The following is a 14,406-nucleotide window of genomic DNA, read 5'->3' on the forward strand; positions in this document are numbered from 1 at the left end:
CCGCCGTGAACACCGCCACCATTGGGTGACCTCACAGCGGGCGGCTCACTCCGGCTCGGCGGATTCGCCGACATAGGCCGCAAGGGAGTCCCAGGACCAAGTCAGCGTGCCCGCGGCGAGATCGCCGACAACACCGTCGACCCAGCGCAATTCGGCCTCGGTGACAGCGCGCAGGTATTCGTCCTCCAGCATCACCACCCGCGGCAGGTCGATGCCAGCCATCTGTTCGGCATCGGCGTCCATCTCGGCCAGCTGTTCGCGCAAAGTCGTTGCCCGCCGGGCTAATTCGGTGCGGGCGCGGTCCGGGCCGAGCAGCATCAGCAACGACAGCGCGGCCGGGAAGTCGGGGTACTCGTTGCGTGGTATCGCGATCATCTCGGCCAGCCAGGTCGTGCAGGCGGCGCGGCCCGCATCAGTGATCTCGTAGACCGTGCGCTCCGGGTACTGCTGATCGCGCCCGGTCTCGCGGATCGCGACCAGCCCGGCCTCCAGCAGCCTGCCGATCGTCTTGTAGAGCGCGGCGCGCTGGCTGACGTTGACGACCTTGTCCTTGCCCCACTCCTTGATCCGGCGCTGGATCGCGTACGGGTGCATCGGCTCGAGATTCAGGATGCCGAGCACGACCATCGCCAGGGGGGAGCGCTTGAACTGCGCCGATGCCGTCATACCACTCATTCTAATGGTCGCCGGAAAACTAGGGTTATAAAAACTAGTTGCCAAAGAACTAGTTCTCATGTCACTATTGATTCAGCCCGAGGAACCACCCCCGAAAGGACTTCCCGACATGATCACCAAGGCCACCCCCGTCCAGATCCACGTCGATCACGGCACCACCAAGCGCCTCGGCGACTGGACCGACGCCACCGCCTTCGACCTCACCGTCCGCTACGGCAGCGTCGTCATCGACCTGCGCTCGCCGCAGCTGGCCGGCGACGGCGATATCGAGGTGCACGCCAACCTCGACCACGCCATGGTCAAGCTGCTCGTCCCCGACGACGCCGTCATCGACCAGTCGGCGCTGCAGTGGACCGGCCGCGGCCGAGTGAAGGACTTCGCCCGCCCGCAGCAGGCCGCAGGCCGCGTCATCCGACTCACCGGCACCAGCACCACCAGCGAATTCCGCGTGCACCGCGGCGGCATCGCGGTGCTGTCCGCGATGTTCTCCCGCGAGTTCTTCGAGGACGCCCGCCGCGCCAACCGTGAGGGCCGCACCCCGACCCTCGCCGACCCGGCCAACGCCCCACGTTGACCGAAAACGCAAGAATGCCCCGGACTTTCGAGTCCGGGGCATTCTCGGTGGTAGCTCGATACCGGATCAGGCGGCGACCGGTGCGGAACCTGTGTTCTGCCAAACGGTTCCGCGACGTTCGTAGGAGATCAGCTGCTCAACGGCGTGCGCGACGCGGGGGCCGAGTTCACGTTCCAGCAGATACAGCCCGACGTCCAGACCCGAGGTCACGCCTGCGCCGCAGATCAGATCGCCGTCATCGATGACGCGGGCGGGCACCGCGATCGCGCCGGTTCGCGCGAGCGCCTCCATGCCCAGCGGATGCGTGGTCGCCGGACGGCCTGCGAGTAAACCGGCGAACCCGAGCAGCAGTGAGCCGCCACAGACGCTCGCGACGGTCACTCCTGGCCGGTCGACGGCTTCCTTCAGTAGCGCAGGCAGTTCGGTGCCCAGGGCACGGGTGAGGACGGTCAGGACGCTGTCGTCCCCGTGATCGTCCGCATCCGTCGGCATGCGGCCCATCCCGCCCGGCACGATGACCACGTCCGTGCGGCTCGGGTCCAGTTTTCCGGTGGCGCGCAACGCAATCGGCGGCACCCCGCTCGGCACCTCGCGCGCTCCCTCAGCGGACACCAGCTCGACCTCGAGCAGGCCGCCGGTGACCGTGTCACCGGCGCCGAGCACCTCGAACGGCGCGATCACATCCAGCGGGTCGAATCCATCGAATAGCACGAACTGTGCGAGCATCGAAATCTCCTTCTACCTCGGTGATTACGACGCTAGGTGCCCAGCCGACGGTCGAGAAGTAGCTCGATCGTCAGCTTCCAACGGATTCTCGCCAGTTGGGTTGTGGCCGAACCGGTTACTTGACGCGGGCCAGGAAAGCGTCGATGGCGGCCCACATCTGCGGGTTGAGCTGGGTGTGTGTGCCGGTGCCCGTGACGGTGTGGAAGTCGACGCCGTTGGCGGCGAACTGGGCGGCCAGGGTCGCGTGCAGCGGCGACGGGACCGTCGTGTCGGTGACGTTGAGCAGTAACAGGATCGGGGCGTCGTAGCCGGACGCAGGCACGGTCAGGTAGGACTCGTAGGCGGTGCGAACCCGGCTGTCGGACAACGGCTTCGACAGCAGCTCGCCGATGCCCATGCCCTCCACTCGCGCTTCGATCTCCGGCTTGCACATGGTGCCGATCTCATCGAGCAACTCGTGCCCCACTGGGCTCAGATACTGGTTGAAGTCGATGTCGGTGCGCGCGGCCCGCACGCCGGCGAAGATGGTCGATATGAAGCCGAGCGTTTCCGCCGTGCCCGGCACCGTCGGTATCGCGGGTCCCGCGATGGGCAGCGCCTTTTCGACATCGGACGCCGGGTCGATCGCGACCGTGCCGCGGTAGTCGAGGTCGGGCGCGTAGCTCGACTGCAGATAGCCGGTGCCGAGCGCCGCGTGCCCGCCCTGCGAGGGGCCGAACGCGGCCCAGGTGCGCGACAGCTCGGGATGCGCGGAGCGCGCGGCGCGCAGCAGGTCGATGGTTGCGGTCGCCTCGGTCTTCAGTTCGAGGTACGGGTGCGGCCCGGTATCGAACAGGCCGAGCCCGAGATAGTCCGGAGCGACCACCGCGAAGCCCTGTCCGATCAGGCGCTGCATGATGTCGTCTTCTTCGGCATGCCAATGCGAGTTCGGCGCCGTGCTCGGATCGGATTCACCGCCACACCCGCGCCCGAGCCCGGTCGTGCCGTGATCGAACGCGATGACCGGCCACCCGCCGGGCGGCGGCGTGCCATTGGGGATGAACAGCGCCCCGCTCGCCTGCTTCGGCGTGCCATCCGACCCGGCCATCCAGTAGGTGATCACCGAACCGTTCGGCATCGGCCGCCAGCCGTCGGCCTGCGGAGTGTCCGAGATCAGCATCCCCGGAGTTTCCGCGGTGGCCGGCGCCGCCTGCAACCCGAGCATGACGCTTGCCGAGACCGTGGCCACTGCCACAGAACTCTTCCAACCACGATTAACGCGCATCGAAGACTTCTCCTTGGTGCTGGACGGTCGTCCAGTTGAAGAGCAGCTTAGGACGGTTGTGTATCTACCACATCTATCAGTGGCGAATTGTAAGCAAACCCACGCTACCTCGCGCCGTCGCAGATAAGAGGAAGGCGGGCGAGTAACTCCGTGCGGCTACTGAGGCACGTCCAGCTCTATCGCGGCGGCGCGGAGTGCTTCGGCGGTCCTGGCCGCCGCCTCGCTGAGCGGGGACGGCAGCCGGGCGAGCACGAGTCGCCGGTGTTCCTGCGGGCCGCCGCGGACCGGGAGGACGCGCACGCCGGGCAGGGCGGCGGGGGCGAGCACGGCGGGGATGGTCGTCAATCCGCAACCGGCGGCGATCAATTGGAGTTTGGCGAGCCAGTCGCGGGCGGTGTGCGCGATCTCGGGGCGTTCGTCCAGGCCGGGCCAGACGCCCATCAATCGGTCGTCGCTGGTGTTCGGTCCGGCGATCCATTGCTGGCCGTGCAGGTCGGCGACGTCGATGTAGTCGCCGCGCGCGAGCGGGTGCGTAGCGGGGACGGCCACGCACAGGCTGCGTTCGGTGAGGGTGCGCAGGATCAGTGCGGGCGACTCGGTGTCCGGCGGTCGGAACGGCGGCTCGGAGCCGATCAGCGCCAGGTCGACACTGCCCGCGCGCAGTGCGCGGACCAGCGCGGGTGTGCTGCCTTCCCGGCTCTGGACAGTGATGCCGGGATGAGTCTGGCGCAGCACCGCGATGGCCTTCGGCAGCAGAGCGGCACCCGCGCTGGGGAACCAGCCCACCCGTACCGTCGCGGCCTGGGCGGGCAACCCCGACAACTCGCGGGCGGTCGCGTCGATCTGATCGAGCACGGCGGTGGCCCGCCGCAACACGAGATGCCCCGCCGCAGTGAGCTTTACGCCCTCCCGACGCCGCTCCAGCAGCTCCGCGCCCGCCACCCGTTCGATCGAGGCGATCTGCCGCGATACCGCGGACTGCGTGTAGCCGAGCGTGCCCGCCGCCGCGGTGAAGGTGCCTTGCTCGGCAACGGTGCGGAAGACGCGCAGCGCGGTCAGCGAGACATCGGTGAAGTCCATGACTAATACGCATACCATGCGTGCCCAATTCTCGTTGGACTCATGGATGGCCGCTGCCTAACTTGGAGTCATGAACAACCCACGCATTGCCCTGGTGACCGGGGCGAATCAAGGTCTGGGCCGGGCACTCGCCGAGGGCCTCGCCGCCCGAATGGACCCGGCGGATCTGGTGCTGCTGACCGGACGCAACCTGCAGCGGGTTGCCGAGGCCGCGGCCGAGATCGCCGCCGCGTCCGGCACCCGCAGCCAAGTGCAGGGCCGAGTCCTCGACGTCGCCGACGCAGAAAACATCACCGCACTCGCCGCCGAACTGCGGGAAAGCCACGGCGGAGTGGACATCGTCGTCTCCAACGCCACCACCCGGGTCCTGCCGAATCAGTCCCAGTCCGCGCTGGCGGACGAGTACATCGACGTCGCCAACACCGCGACCCACACGATCCTGCGCTCCTTCGCCCCGATCCTGCGCCCCGGTGGCCGGCTGCTCGTCGTCGCCAGCTCGCTCGGCACCCTCGGCCACCTGCCCGTGCAACTGCAGCCGCTGTTCGACAACGCCACCCTCGACCAGGTCGAGTACGCCGTCGAATCCTGGCGCAGCGCAATCCATTCGAAGACGGCCGAAGAGGCGGGCTGGCCCCGCTGGCTGAACACTCCCTCGAAGGTCGCCCAGGTCGCCGCCGTGCGCGCGGTAGCCGCCGAGCGTCGCGCCGAGGACCTGGCCACCGGCACGTTGATCGCCTCGGTCTGCCCCGGCATGGTCGACACCGCGACCTCTCGCCCGTGGTTCAGCGACTTCAGCGACGCCCAGACGCCCACCGAAGCCGCCCGCGCTGTCCTCGATCTGGCGCTGACACCGGGCGTCGACCCGGATCAGTACGGCGAACTGACCCAATTCGGCAAGGTGGTGCCGTGGCATTCCGGCACCCCGCTGGACGAGCAAGCGCTGCAGCTCATTCCATGAGTCAGGCGATACCGAAGTCCTTGATCTTCCGATAGATGGTGGCCCGCGACATGCCGAGTGCCGCGGCCGCCTCGGACTTGCTGCCGCCGTTCTCCTGCAGGCTGCGCACGATCGCGTCGCGCTCCAGCGCCTCGAGCTGGCTGAGCCTGCGCCTGGTCAGCGAACGGCATTGCGGCGGCAGTTTGTCGGCCTGGATCAGGCCGGATCGTTGCACGGCAATGGTTTCCGCGAGAATCCGGCGGAGCTGGGTGACGTTGCCCGGCCACGGCAGCTTGCCGAGTTGGCGCATGGCGTCCGGGGCCAGCCGGACGTCGGCGCCCTTGGTGAGCTCGCGCAGCAGGAACGGGACCAGGTCGTCGAGGTCCTCGATGCGATGTCGCAGCGCGGGCACGCCGACGGTGTGCGTGAAGAACGGCAGCAGCAGCGAGTCGACGGCGGGCGCCCTGGTCGCCGAATTCATGGTCGCCGCAATCCAGCCGCGACCCGCGCAGGCCTGCAGGATCTCGGCCAGCGGCTCGATCACGTCGGTGGGCAGCCGCTCCAGATCGGTGAGCACGACATTGAACTCGTTGCTCGCGGTCTCGGTGCTCAAGGCGCTGAGCATGTGCTCCGCGTCGGCGAAATCCGAGGTCCGCAGCACCCGGACCATCTTGTCCGCACTCACGTGGGCGGCGACGGCACGGGCCAGTCGCGTTCGCCCCGAGCCCTTTTCGCCGTCGAGAACCACCCATTCGCGATCGCGACAGCAGCGCTCCACCTGCTGACAGCTGCGCCGCCACGAGCTACTGCGTCCTGCGACGCCGGGCACCGTGAAGGTAGCCTGCCCGATCGTTCGGCGCACGGCGCGATCGACGGCCAGCTGCACGTGCAGCACGACGCCGCGCACCCCACCGCGCACCAGAATCCGCTCCACCGCCGTGACTTTCGTGGTGTGCCCGCTCGGCAACTGCGCGACCAGGGTGTCGACGTTCCCGGCGCCACTGGCCAGATCGGCCGAAAGTTCCAGCAGCGCAACCTGATCGTGCGCGTCCAGCGCGTGCCGCAGGTACTGGTTCATCAACACCACGTCGCCGCCGATCGCGAGCACACCGAGCGGGTACCGGCGACATTGGCGCAGATACGTTTCCAGCAGCGCCGTTTCGCTCTCGCTGGCCAACGAGCTGAGCCGATCCTCGATCTGACTGCTCGCGCTCTTGGCGAGGGTGAACAGCAGCGGATCGGATCGGCTTGCCCAGCAGGTCAGGTCGATCACCCCCAGTACCGCCCTGGTCAACGGATGTCGGATGGGCGAGCCCGCGCAGGCCAGCCTGCCCAGCGTGCCCAGATAGTGTTCGCCGCCGCGAATGAAGGTGGGGCTGGCGGTTTCCAGCGTGGTGCCGATGCCGTTGGTGCCGACGAACATCTCGGCGTAGCTGTATCCCGGCGCGAGCTGCACGCTGTCCAGCAGGTGCATGATCGTCACCTCGGAGGCATAGCGCTCGAGCACCAGTCCGTCCGACGAGGTCAGGATGACGCTGACGGTCTGTGCCGCAAGATCATTGGCGAGCCGCTGCAGCACCGGCGCGGCGGCATTGGTGAGCGGCGAATCCAGATTCGGGTCGCGCACATACGGCAGTTCCACCCGGTCCGGGTGCACGCGCAGCGCGCGCGAACGACGCCAGGAATCGAGCACCGTGCTGCGCACCGGCAGGGTGTCCACGGGTCCGGCGGTAAGAAACCTTTCCCTGGCTTGCTGCAGGCTGACAACGGCGTCGACATGGGGATCCGACATTGCTCTCACCTCGAAACTGGCCAGCGGTAATCCACGCTAACCGCGTCTCAATGTGCGACGCGTCTCACATTGAGACGTCCAGCGTATCGCTTTCACTGTGTCATGGGTCACAGGAAACGTGTACCGCAGCCGCAGCAGGAGGAAGACGTTGAGCAGGCAAAGCCTGAGCAAGGCTCATAAGAAGATCACCGAACTGTCGTGGGAACCAACCTTCGCGACACCGGCCACCCGGTTCGGCACCGATTACACATTCGACAAGGCGCCGAAAAAGGATCCGCTGAAACAGATTCTGCGCTCCTACTTCCCGATGGAGGAGGAGAAGGACAACCGGGTCTTCGGCGCGATGGACGGCGCGATCCGCGGCAATATGTTCCGTCAAGTACAGCAGCGGTGGATGGAATGGCAGAAGCTGTTCCTGTCGATCATCCCGTTCCCGGAGATCTCCGCGGCCCGCGCGATGCCGATGGCCATCGACGCGGTGCCGAATCCCGAGATCCACAACGGGCTCGCGGTCCAGATGATCGACGAGGTACGGCATTCGACGATTCAGATGAATCTCAAGCGCCTGTACATGAATCACTACATCGATCCGGCCGGTTTCGATATCAGTGAGAAGGCGTTCGCCAACAACTACGCGGGCACCATCGGCCGCCAGTTCGGCGAGGGCTTCATCACCGGCGACGCGATCACCGCGGCGAACATCTACCTGACCGTGGTGGCCGAAACCGCCTTCACCAACACGCTTTTCGTCGCGATGCCCTCGGAGGCGGCAGCCAATGGCGATTACCTGCTGCCGACGGTGTTCCACTCGGTGCAGTCCGACGAGTCGCGGCACATCTCCAACGGCTACTCGATTCTGCTGATGGCGCTGGCCGACGAGGACAACCGGCAGCTGCTCGAGCGCGACCTGCGCTACGCCTGGTGGAACAACCACTGCGTGGTGGACGCTGCGATCGGCACCTTCATCGAGTACGGCACCAAGGACCGGCGCAAGGATCGCGACAGCTACGCCGAGATGTGGCGGCGCTGGATCTACGACGACTACTACCGCAGCTACCTGATCCCGTTGGAGAAGTACGGCCTGACCATCCCGCACGACCTGGTCGAGGAGGCCTGGAACCGGATCGTGAACAAGGGCTACGTGCACGAGGTCGCCCAGTTCTTCTCCACCGGTTGGCCGGTCAACTACTGGCGCATCGATCCGATGACCGATCAGGACTTCGAGTGGTTCGAGGAGAAGTACCCGGGTTGGTACAACAAGTACGGCGTGTGGTGGGAGAACTACAACCGCCTGCGCTACCCGGGGCGCAACAAGCCGATCGCCTTCGAGGACGTCGACTACCAGTACCCGCATCGGTGCTGGACGTGCATGGTGCCGTGCCTGATTCGCGGCGACATGGTGACCGACAAGGTCGACGGCCAATGGCGCACGTACTGCTCGGAGACCTGTGCGTGGACCGATATCAAGGCGTTCCGTCCGGAGTACGAGGGCAGGCCGACCCCGAACATGGGACGGCTCACCGGCCATCGCGAGTGGGAAACCCTGCACCACAACCAGGATCTCGCCGATATCGTGCAGCACCTCGGTTATGTGCGTGACGACGGCAAGACCCTGATCCCGCAGCCGCACCTGGATCTCGACGATCCGAAGAAGCTGTGGACGCTGGATGACTTGCGCGGCATCAACTTCCAGAGCCCGAACATCCTGTTGAACGAGATGTCGGACACCGAACGCGAGGCGCATGTCGCCGCGTACACGGCCGGCGGTCCAGGCGGTCGTCCGGCGAAGGTCGGCTGATCCCATCGACGCCCGGCGTCCGTGCACGCGGGCACCGGGCCCCACCCGAGGAGTTTCCCGTGGGGGACACCCATCGCATCCGGTTCGAGCCGGTCGAGCTGGAGATCGAGGTCGACGAGGACGAGACCATTCTCGATGCGGCTTTCCGCCAAGGGGTTTCGCTCATGCACGGCTGCCGCGAGGGGCAGTGCTCGGCGTGCAAGTCGTTCCTGCTCGACGGCGACATCCAGATGGATCGCTACTCCACCTTCGCGCTCGCCGACTACGAGAGCGAGGAAGGGTATGTGCTGCTGTGCAAGTCGCATGCCTACAGCGACTGCGAGATCGAGCTGATCAACTACGACGAGGACGAGTTGCGCAATGCGGTTCCGCTGCAACAACTGCTGACTCGCATCGTCGCGTTGACCGACCTCACGCACGACATCGTCTCGCTGGAAGTGGAGCTGATCGAGCCCGCAGCCTACACCTTCAAGCCGGGTCAGTACTCGGACGTGATGATCCCCGGCACCGAGGAGCACCGGTCGTTCTCGATGGCGACCACGCCGACCGAATCCGGGCGGCTGCAATTCATCATCAAACGCTATCCAGGAGGCCGGTTTTCGGGCCTCTTGGAAGGTGAGCTCGCCGTCGGCGACGAATTGCGGCTGCGCGGCCCATACGGCTCGTTCACCATCAAGAAGGATTCCGAGCGCGACATCGTCTGCATCGGCGGCGGGGCGGGGATGGCGCCGATTCTGTCGCTGCTGCGCCATCTCGTCGAGATCGGCAGTACCAGGCCGGTGCATTACTACTACGGCGCCCGCACCGCCGCCGACCTGTTCTATCTGCCCGAGCTCACCGAACTCGGCGATCGACTGGCTGACTTCACCTTCGTCCCAGCGCTTTCCGAGCAGACCGACGCGGACTGGGCCGAAATCGGAGTCACCGACGGCGATTTCGGCTTCGTCACCGACGTGGTCGACCGGCGCGAGCCCGATCTGACCGAAGCCGAGATCTACCTCTGCGGACCACCGCCGATGGTCGATGCGGCGATGCGGATGCTCGACGGCAAAGGGGTTGCGCGCGAACGGATCCACTTCGACAAGTTCACCACGACGATTCCGCAGACCTGAATTCCAGAGAAAGAGAGCAACAGTTATGAGTGCACCCGCCGCCGAGCCAGCGACGAAACCGGAGCGCAGTTTTCCCAAGCCGGAATTCACCGACGCCGAAGCGGGCGCCCTGGAATTTCCCAGCTCGGGCAGCCGGTCCTACAACTACTTCACGCCCGCGAAGCTGCGGGCCACCACCTACGAGGACGTCACGTTCGACGTGCAGCCCGACCCGGCGCGTCACCTCAGCCAAGGCTGGATCTACGGCTTCGGCGACGGCCCCGGCGGCTACCCGCACGAGTGGACGGCGCTGAAATCCAGTGACTGGCACAAGTTCCGCGACCCCAACGAAGAGTGGGAACAGACGATCTACCGCAACAACGCCAACGCGGTGCGGCAGATCCAGCAGAACCTGGACAACGCCAAACTGGCCGACGCCTACAACTCGTGGACCCCGGCCTGGACCAAGTTCGTCGAGCGCAACCTCGGCGCCTGGATGCACGCCGAACACGGCCTCGGCCTGCACGTTTTCATGGCCGCGCAACGCTCCGCCCCGACCAACATGATCAACAACGCGATGGCGGTGAACTGCGCGCACAAGCTGCGTTTCGCGCAGGATCTCGCGCTCTACAACCTGGATCTCAGCGAATCGCTCAGCGGCTTCGACGGTTCCGCGCATCGGGCGGTGTGGCAGACCGATCCGGTCTGGCAGGGCGTCCGGCGCAACGTCGAATTGCTCACCGCCGCAGGCGATTGGGCCGAGGGACTGTTCGCGGCGAACGTCGTCTTCGAACAGCTCGTCGGCGTGCTGTTCCGCAGCCACCTGGTCATGCAGATCGCCGCACGCAACGGCGACTACGTCACACCGAGCCTGGTCGGCTCCGGCGAGCACGACTACAACCGCGATCTCGGCTACTCCCGCGTGCTGTTCTCGCTGCTCACCCGCGACGAGGAGCACGGCGCGCACAACCGCGAGGTGCTCGGCGGCTGGCTGGCGAAGTGGGTGCCGCTGAGTGTCGCGGCCGCCCGTGAGCTGCAACCGATCTGGTCGCAGCCGCAAGAACGAACGATCCCGTTCGCCGAATCGTTCGAAGCCGCCAAGTCCGGCCTGCGCAGCGTGCTTGCCGACCTGGATCTCGACCAGCCCGAGGAGCTGAACCGATGAGTACTGCAATGGAATTCGGCACCGGCGTCGGATCGTCGAACATGTGCGGCATCACCCTGATGAACAACCAGAACGGCTACGTCGTCGCGGAAGTGATGGGCCGCAAGGACGGTGTGAAGATCACCGAGTATCCCTCGATGATCCGGGTCGACGGCAACAAGGTGCTGACGTTCGACTTCGCCGAGATCACCGACGCGCTCGGCATGGAGTTCACCCTGTCCGACTTCGAGGAGATCATGTCCACCCACTACGGGCGGATGGTGCATTTCGACGACCGGACAATGCTTTTCGCTAATCCCGAGGACGCCGCCGAGTACATCGATTTCGACCTGAAACCGGTGTGATGACCGTCGCGCTCAGCCGCACGCACGCCCCGGCAGGCCTCCAGTCGGTCATCGCCCGACTGGAGGCCGCCGGTTGGCGGATCGACGAGGTGTGGATCAGCCACCGCACTGCCGCCGCCACCAACAGCCCACAGACTCGTTAAGCATCGGAGCACCACCATGTACGAAAAGGACGGCGAGAAGTACTTCATCGTCGACGGCCACATCCACTTCTGGGACGGCGGACCGAGCAATCAGAAGAACCGGTACGGCAAGGGCTTCACCGGCTGCTTCTACGACTATCACCGCAATCTCTCACCGGCCGAGGAGGTTTGGACGTTGGAGAAGTTCGGCAGCTACACCGAGGCCGACCTGATGCACGACCTGTTCGAGGTCGGCTATGTCGACAAGGGCATCTTCCAGCCGACGTATCTCACCGACTTCTACGTCAACGGTTTCAACACCACCGAACGCAACGGCGCGCTCGCCGAGAAGCATCCGGACAAGCTGATCACCAACGGCGCGTGGGATCCGCGCGACGGCGAGGGCGGTCTCGACGAGCTCGAGGCGCTGCACCAACGCTGGAACCTCAAGGGCGTCAAGCTCTATACGGCCGAGTGGAAGGGCGAATCCAAGGGCTACAAGCTGACCGATCCGTGGAGCTACCGGTACCTGGAGAAGTGCGAACAGCTCGGCATCCGGAATATCCATATTCACAAGGGCCCCACCATCTATCCGCTCAATCGCGACGCCTTCGACGTCGCGGACGTCGACGACGTGGCGACCGCGTTCCCCAACCTGAACTTCATCATCGAACACGTCGGCCTGCCGCGGCTGGAGGACTTCTGCTGGATCGCGACCCAGGAACCCAACGTCTACGGCGGCCTCGCCGTCGCTATGCCGTTCATCCACACCAGGCCAAGGTATTTCGCGCAGATCATCGGCGAGCTCCTGTACTGGCTCGACGAGAACCGGCTCACCTTCGCCAGCGACTACGCGATCTGGAAGCCGGCCTGGCTGATCGAGAAGTTCGTCGACTTCCAGATCCCCGAGGACCTGCAGTCGGAGTACGGCACCATCAGCACCGAGGCCAAGAAGAAGATCCTCGGCCTGAATCTGGCGCGGCTGTACGGGTTCGAGGTGCCCGGTGAGGCGGTGCCGTCGCAGGACGGTCAGCCCGCCGCCAACCGGGTTCCGGCATGACCACCGTCGCACAGTCGAATACCGTCGCCGAGCGCGTGTGGGCCGCGCTCGACGCGGTACGGGACCCGGAGCTCGACGAACCGATCACCGCCCTGCGGTTCGTCAGCGAGGTACTGGTGACGGACGGGCGCGACGTCCGCGTTCGGCTGCGGTTGCCCGCCTACTTCTGCGCGCCGAACTTCGCGTATCTGATGGTCGCGGACGCCCACGACGCGGTCGCGGCGCTGCCGGAGGTCGATTCGGTCACGGTATTGCTGGAGGACCATTTCGCGTCCGAGCAGATCAATGCCGGTGTCGCGGAGGGCGCGGGATTCACCGGCAGTTTTCCCGGCGAGGCGACGCGCGAACTGGACGAGCTGCGAAAGACGTTCCAGCGCAAGGCCTACATCGCGGCGTTGGAGCGGGTCGTGCGCAAACTGTCGGCGGCGGATCGAATGACCGACGCGCCACTGGAATTGACGCTCGGCGACATACCCGACGGGCGCGAGCGCGCCTCACTGGAACGTCGGCGTGCCGCCATCGGCCTCGAAACCAGTCCTGGCGCAATGCTGCTCGTCGATGAGCACGGCGCCGCGCTGCAGTCCGGCGATCTGGCGATTCGACTGCGTTACGCCCGTGCGGTGCGGGTCAGCATCGAGGGCAACGCGCATTTCTGCCGTGGCCTGCTCGCCACCCGTTACGGCGAAACATCCAGTACCACAACGTATGAGAACGGAGCAGACCGATGAAGGCCGTGCAATTGGCCGCCTACGACTCGAAGCCGGAACTGGTCGAGGTCGCGGATCCGACGATCGAGTCGCCACTGGACGTGATCGTGAAGATCGGCGGGGCCGGTGTCTGCCGCACCGATCTGCACATCATCGAGGGGCAATGGGAGCAGAAGAGCGGCGTCACGCTGCCGTACACGATCGGCCACGAGAACGCGGGCTGGGTCGAGGCGGTCGGTCCGGCGGTGACCGGTTTGCAGGCGGGCGATCCGGTGATCCTGCACCCGCTGATGACCTGCGGTCTCTGTCGCGCCTGTCGCGCCGGTGACGATGTACATTGCGCCAGTTCGCAATTCCCCGGCATCGACACCAATGGCGGTTACGCCGAATACCTGCGCACGAACGCCCGCGCGGTCGTGAAACTGGATTCGGCACTGGTGCCCGCCGACGTCGCGGCACTCGCCGATGCCGGTCTCACGGCCTATCACGCGGTCGCCAAGGCCGCGCGGGCGCTGCGGCCCGGTGACAAGGCGGTGCTGATCGGCGCTGGTGGGTTGGGGCACATCGGTATTCAGGTGTTCGCGGCGCTGTCCGCCGCGGAAATGATTGTGGTTGACCGATCTCCGGCCGCCTTGGCCTTGGCGCAGGAGATCGGCGCACACCACACGGTGCAGGCCGACGGAAACGAGGCCGACGCCGTCCTCGAGCTCACCGACGGCAACGGCGCCGAGGCGGTGATCGATTTCGTCGGCGAGGGCGGTGCGATCGAGGCCGGTGTCGCGATGTTGCGGCGGGCGGGCAACTACTACGTCATCGGCTACGGCGGCGTGCTGTCGGTCCCCACCATCGACATCATCTCCACCGAAATCAACTTCATCGGCAATCTCGTCGGCTCCTACAACGACCTCGTCGAGCTGATGGTGCTCGCGGCGCAGAACCGGGTGCGGCTGCACACGACGCGATACGCGCTGGACGACTTCGCGACCGCGCTGAGCGATCTCGACGCGGGCCGGGTCCGCGGCCGCGCGATTCTCGTGCCCTGACCGGGCTTTTCGACAACTGAACTTCGAC

General features: G+C 66.0%; 15 protein-coding genes. 10 read left to right on the forward strand and 5 right to left on the reverse strand.

Annotation, left to right across the window (positions count from 1 at the left end; genetic code table 11):
• Positions 1-45: 45 nt before the first annotated feature.
• Positions 46-666 (reverse strand): PadR family transcriptional regulator, encoded by a 621-nt coding sequence (locus tag ACIBK2_RS08610; RefSeq protein WP_396965101.1) that lies wholly within the window; start codon positions 664-666, stop codon positions 46-48.
• Between the two features lie 118 nt (positions 667-784).
• Here ACIBK2_RS08610 and ACIBK2_RS08615 point away from each other — a divergent pair, with 118 nt between their 5' ends.
• Positions 785-1,249, forward strand: a complete 465-nt coding sequence (locus ACIBK2_RS08615) for a hypothetical protein (protein WP_396965103.1) — start codon at positions 785-787, stop codon at positions 1,247-1,249.
• Positions 1,250-1,315: 66 nt separating this feature from the next.
• Here ACIBK2_RS08615 and ACIBK2_RS08620 read toward each other — a convergent pair whose 3' ends face one another.
• The 3 genes from ACIBK2_RS08620 to ACIBK2_RS08630 form a co-directional block, all read right to left on the reverse strand.
• On the reverse strand, positions 1,316-1,975 hold the full coding sequence (locus ACIBK2_RS08620; protein ID WP_396965105.1) for a DJ-1/PfpI family protein: 660 nt from the start codon (positions 1,973-1,975) through the stop codon (positions 1,316-1,318).
• Between the two features lie 115 nt (positions 1,976-2,090).
• Positions 2,091-3,179, reverse strand: coding sequence for a lipase family protein (locus tag ACIBK2_RS08625; protein ID WP_396965879.1), 1,089 nt, complete (start codon positions 3,177-3,179; stop codon positions 2,091-2,093).
• 216 nt (positions 3,180-3,395) lie between these two features.
• On the reverse strand, positions 3,396-4,319 hold the full coding sequence (locus ACIBK2_RS08630; RefSeq protein WP_396965107.1) for a LysR family transcriptional regulator: 924 nt from the start codon (positions 4,317-4,319) through the stop codon (positions 3,396-3,398).
• Positions 4,320-4,389: 70 nt separating this feature from the next.
• On the opposite strand from ACIBK2_RS08630, the gene ACIBK2_RS08635 reads away from it, so the two are divergent.
• Positions 4,390-5,277 carry an SDR family NAD(P)-dependent oxidoreductase gene (locus ACIBK2_RS08635; protein WP_396965109.1) on the forward strand — a complete coding sequence of 296 codons (888 nt, stop codon included), beginning with the start codon at positions 4,390-4,392 and terminating at the stop codon, positions 5,275-5,277.
• A 1-nt stretch (position 5,278) separates the two neighbouring features.
• Here ACIBK2_RS08635 and ACIBK2_RS08640 read toward each other — a convergent pair whose 3' ends face one another.
• Positions 5,279-7,048: a sigma-54-dependent Fis family transcriptional regulator gene (locus tag ACIBK2_RS08640; RefSeq protein WP_396965111.1), complete on the reverse strand. Its 1,770-nt coding sequence runs from the start codon at positions 7,046-7,048 to the stop codon at positions 5,279-5,281.
• A 148-nt stretch (positions 7,049-7,196) separates the two neighbouring features.
• Between ACIBK2_RS08640 and ACIBK2_RS08645 the strand changes: the two genes are divergently transcribed.
• From ACIBK2_RS08645 to ACIBK2_RS08680, 8 genes are read left to right on the forward strand one after another with little or no spacing between them, the layout of a single operon-like run.
• Positions 7,197-8,846 (forward strand): methane monooxygenase, encoded by a 1,650-nt coding sequence (locus tag ACIBK2_RS08645; protein WP_396965113.1) that lies wholly within the window; start codon positions 7,197-7,199, stop codon positions 8,844-8,846.
• A 59-nt stretch (positions 8,847-8,905) separates the two neighbouring features.
• Positions 8,906-9,958, forward strand: a complete 1,053-nt coding sequence (locus tag ACIBK2_RS08650) for an NADH:ubiquinone reductase (Na(+)-transporting) subunit F (protein ID WP_396965115.1) — start codon at positions 8,906-8,908, stop codon at positions 9,956-9,958.
• 25 nt (positions 9,959-9,983) lie between these two features.
• Positions 9,984-11,102 carry an aromatic/alkene monooxygenase hydroxylase subunit beta gene (locus ACIBK2_RS08655; RefSeq protein WP_396965117.1) on the forward strand — a complete coding sequence of 373 codons (1,119 nt, stop codon included), beginning with the start codon at positions 9,984-9,986 and terminating at the stop codon, positions 11,100-11,102.
• Complete coding sequence (gene mimD, locus ACIBK2_RS08660; RefSeq protein ID WP_379282271.1) at positions 11,099-11,446, forward strand: propane 2-monooxygenase effector subunit MimD; 348 nt, start codon at positions 11,099-11,101, stop codon at positions 11,444-11,446. The genes ACIBK2_RS08655 and mimD overlap by 4 nt, the downstream gene beginning before the upstream one ends.
• Positions 11,446-11,589, forward strand: a complete 144-nt coding sequence (locus tag ACIBK2_RS08665; RefSeq protein ID WP_396965120.1) for a hypothetical protein — start codon at positions 11,446-11,448, stop codon at positions 11,587-11,589. Before mimD ends, ACIBK2_RS08665 begins: the two co-directional genes overlap by 1 nt.
• Positions 11,590-11,605: 16 nt before the next feature.
• The gene (locus ACIBK2_RS08670) at positions 11,606-12,628 is read left to right on the forward strand and encodes an amidohydrolase family protein (protein WP_396965122.1); all 1,023 of its coding nucleotides are present in this window, start codon (positions 11,606-11,608) and stop codon (positions 12,626-12,628) included.
• Positions 12,625-13,356 (forward strand): iron-sulfur cluster assembly protein, encoded by a 732-nt coding sequence (locus ACIBK2_RS08675; RefSeq protein ID WP_396965123.1) that lies wholly within the window; start codon positions 12,625-12,627, stop codon positions 13,354-13,356. Before ACIBK2_RS08670 ends, ACIBK2_RS08675 begins: the two co-directional genes overlap by 4 nt.
• On the forward strand, positions 13,353-14,378 hold the full coding sequence (locus ACIBK2_RS08680) for an NAD(P)-dependent alcohol dehydrogenase (protein ID WP_396965124.1): 1,026 nt from the start codon (positions 13,353-13,355) through the stop codon (positions 14,376-14,378). Before ACIBK2_RS08675 ends, ACIBK2_RS08680 begins: the two co-directional genes overlap by 4 nt.
• The last annotated feature ends 28 nt before the right edge of the window (positions 14,379-14,406 follow it).

Origin of the sequence: Nocardia sp. NPDC050175 (assembly GCF_044459885.1) — a bacterium.
Classification (GTDB): domain Bacteria; phylum Actinomycetota; class Actinomycetes; order Mycobacteriales; family Mycobacteriaceae; genus Nocardia.

Coding starts and splice junctions, on each gene's coding strand:
- ACIBK2_RS08675 (WP_396965123.1), top strand. CDS start 12,625: ATGACCACCGTCGCACAGTCGAATACCGTCGCCGAGCGCGTGTGGGCC.
- ACIBK2_RS08635 (WP_396965109.1), top strand. CDS start 4,390: ATGAACAACCCACGCATTGCCCTGGTGACCGGGGCGAATCAAGGTCTG.
- ACIBK2_RS08615 (WP_396965103.1), top strand. CDS start 785: ATGATCACCAAGGCCACCCCCGTCCAGATCCACGTCGATCACGGCACC.
- ACIBK2_RS08640 (WP_396965111.1), bottom strand. CDS start 7,048: ATGTCGGATCCCCATGTCGACGCCGTTGTCAGCCTGCAGCAAGCCAGG.
- ACIBK2_RS08655 (WP_396965117.1), top strand. CDS start 9,984: ATGAGTGCACCCGCCGCCGAGCCAGCGACGAAACCGGAGCGCAGTTTT.
- mimD (WP_379282271.1), top strand. CDS start 11,099: ATGAGTACTGCAATGGAATTCGGCACCGGCGTCGGATCGTCGAACATG.
- ACIBK2_RS08680 (WP_396965124.1), top strand. CDS start 13,353: ATGAAGGCCGTGCAATTGGCCGCCTACGACTCGAAGCCGGAACTGGTC.
- ACIBK2_RS08630 (WP_396965107.1), bottom strand. CDS start 4,319: ATGGACTTCACCGATGTCTCGCTGACCGCGCTGCGCGTCTTCCGCACC.
- ACIBK2_RS08625 (WP_396965879.1), bottom strand. CDS start 3,179: ATGCTCGGGTTGCAGGCGGCGCCGGCCACCGCGGAAACTCCGGGGATG.
- ACIBK2_RS08620 (WP_396965105.1), bottom strand. CDS start 1,975: ATGCTCGCACAGTTCGTGCTATTCGATGGATTCGACCCGCTGGATGTG.
- ACIBK2_RS08610 (WP_396965101.1), bottom strand. CDS start 666: ATGACGGCATCGGCGCAGTTCAAGCGCTCCCCCCTGGCGATGGTCGTG.
- ACIBK2_RS08670 (WP_396965122.1), top strand. CDS start 11,606: ATGTACGAAAAGGACGGCGAGAAGTACTTCATCGTCGACGGCCACATC.
- ACIBK2_RS08665 (WP_396965120.1), top strand. CDS start 11,446: ATGACCGTCGCGCTCAGCCGCACGCACGCCCCGGCAGGCCTCCAGTCG.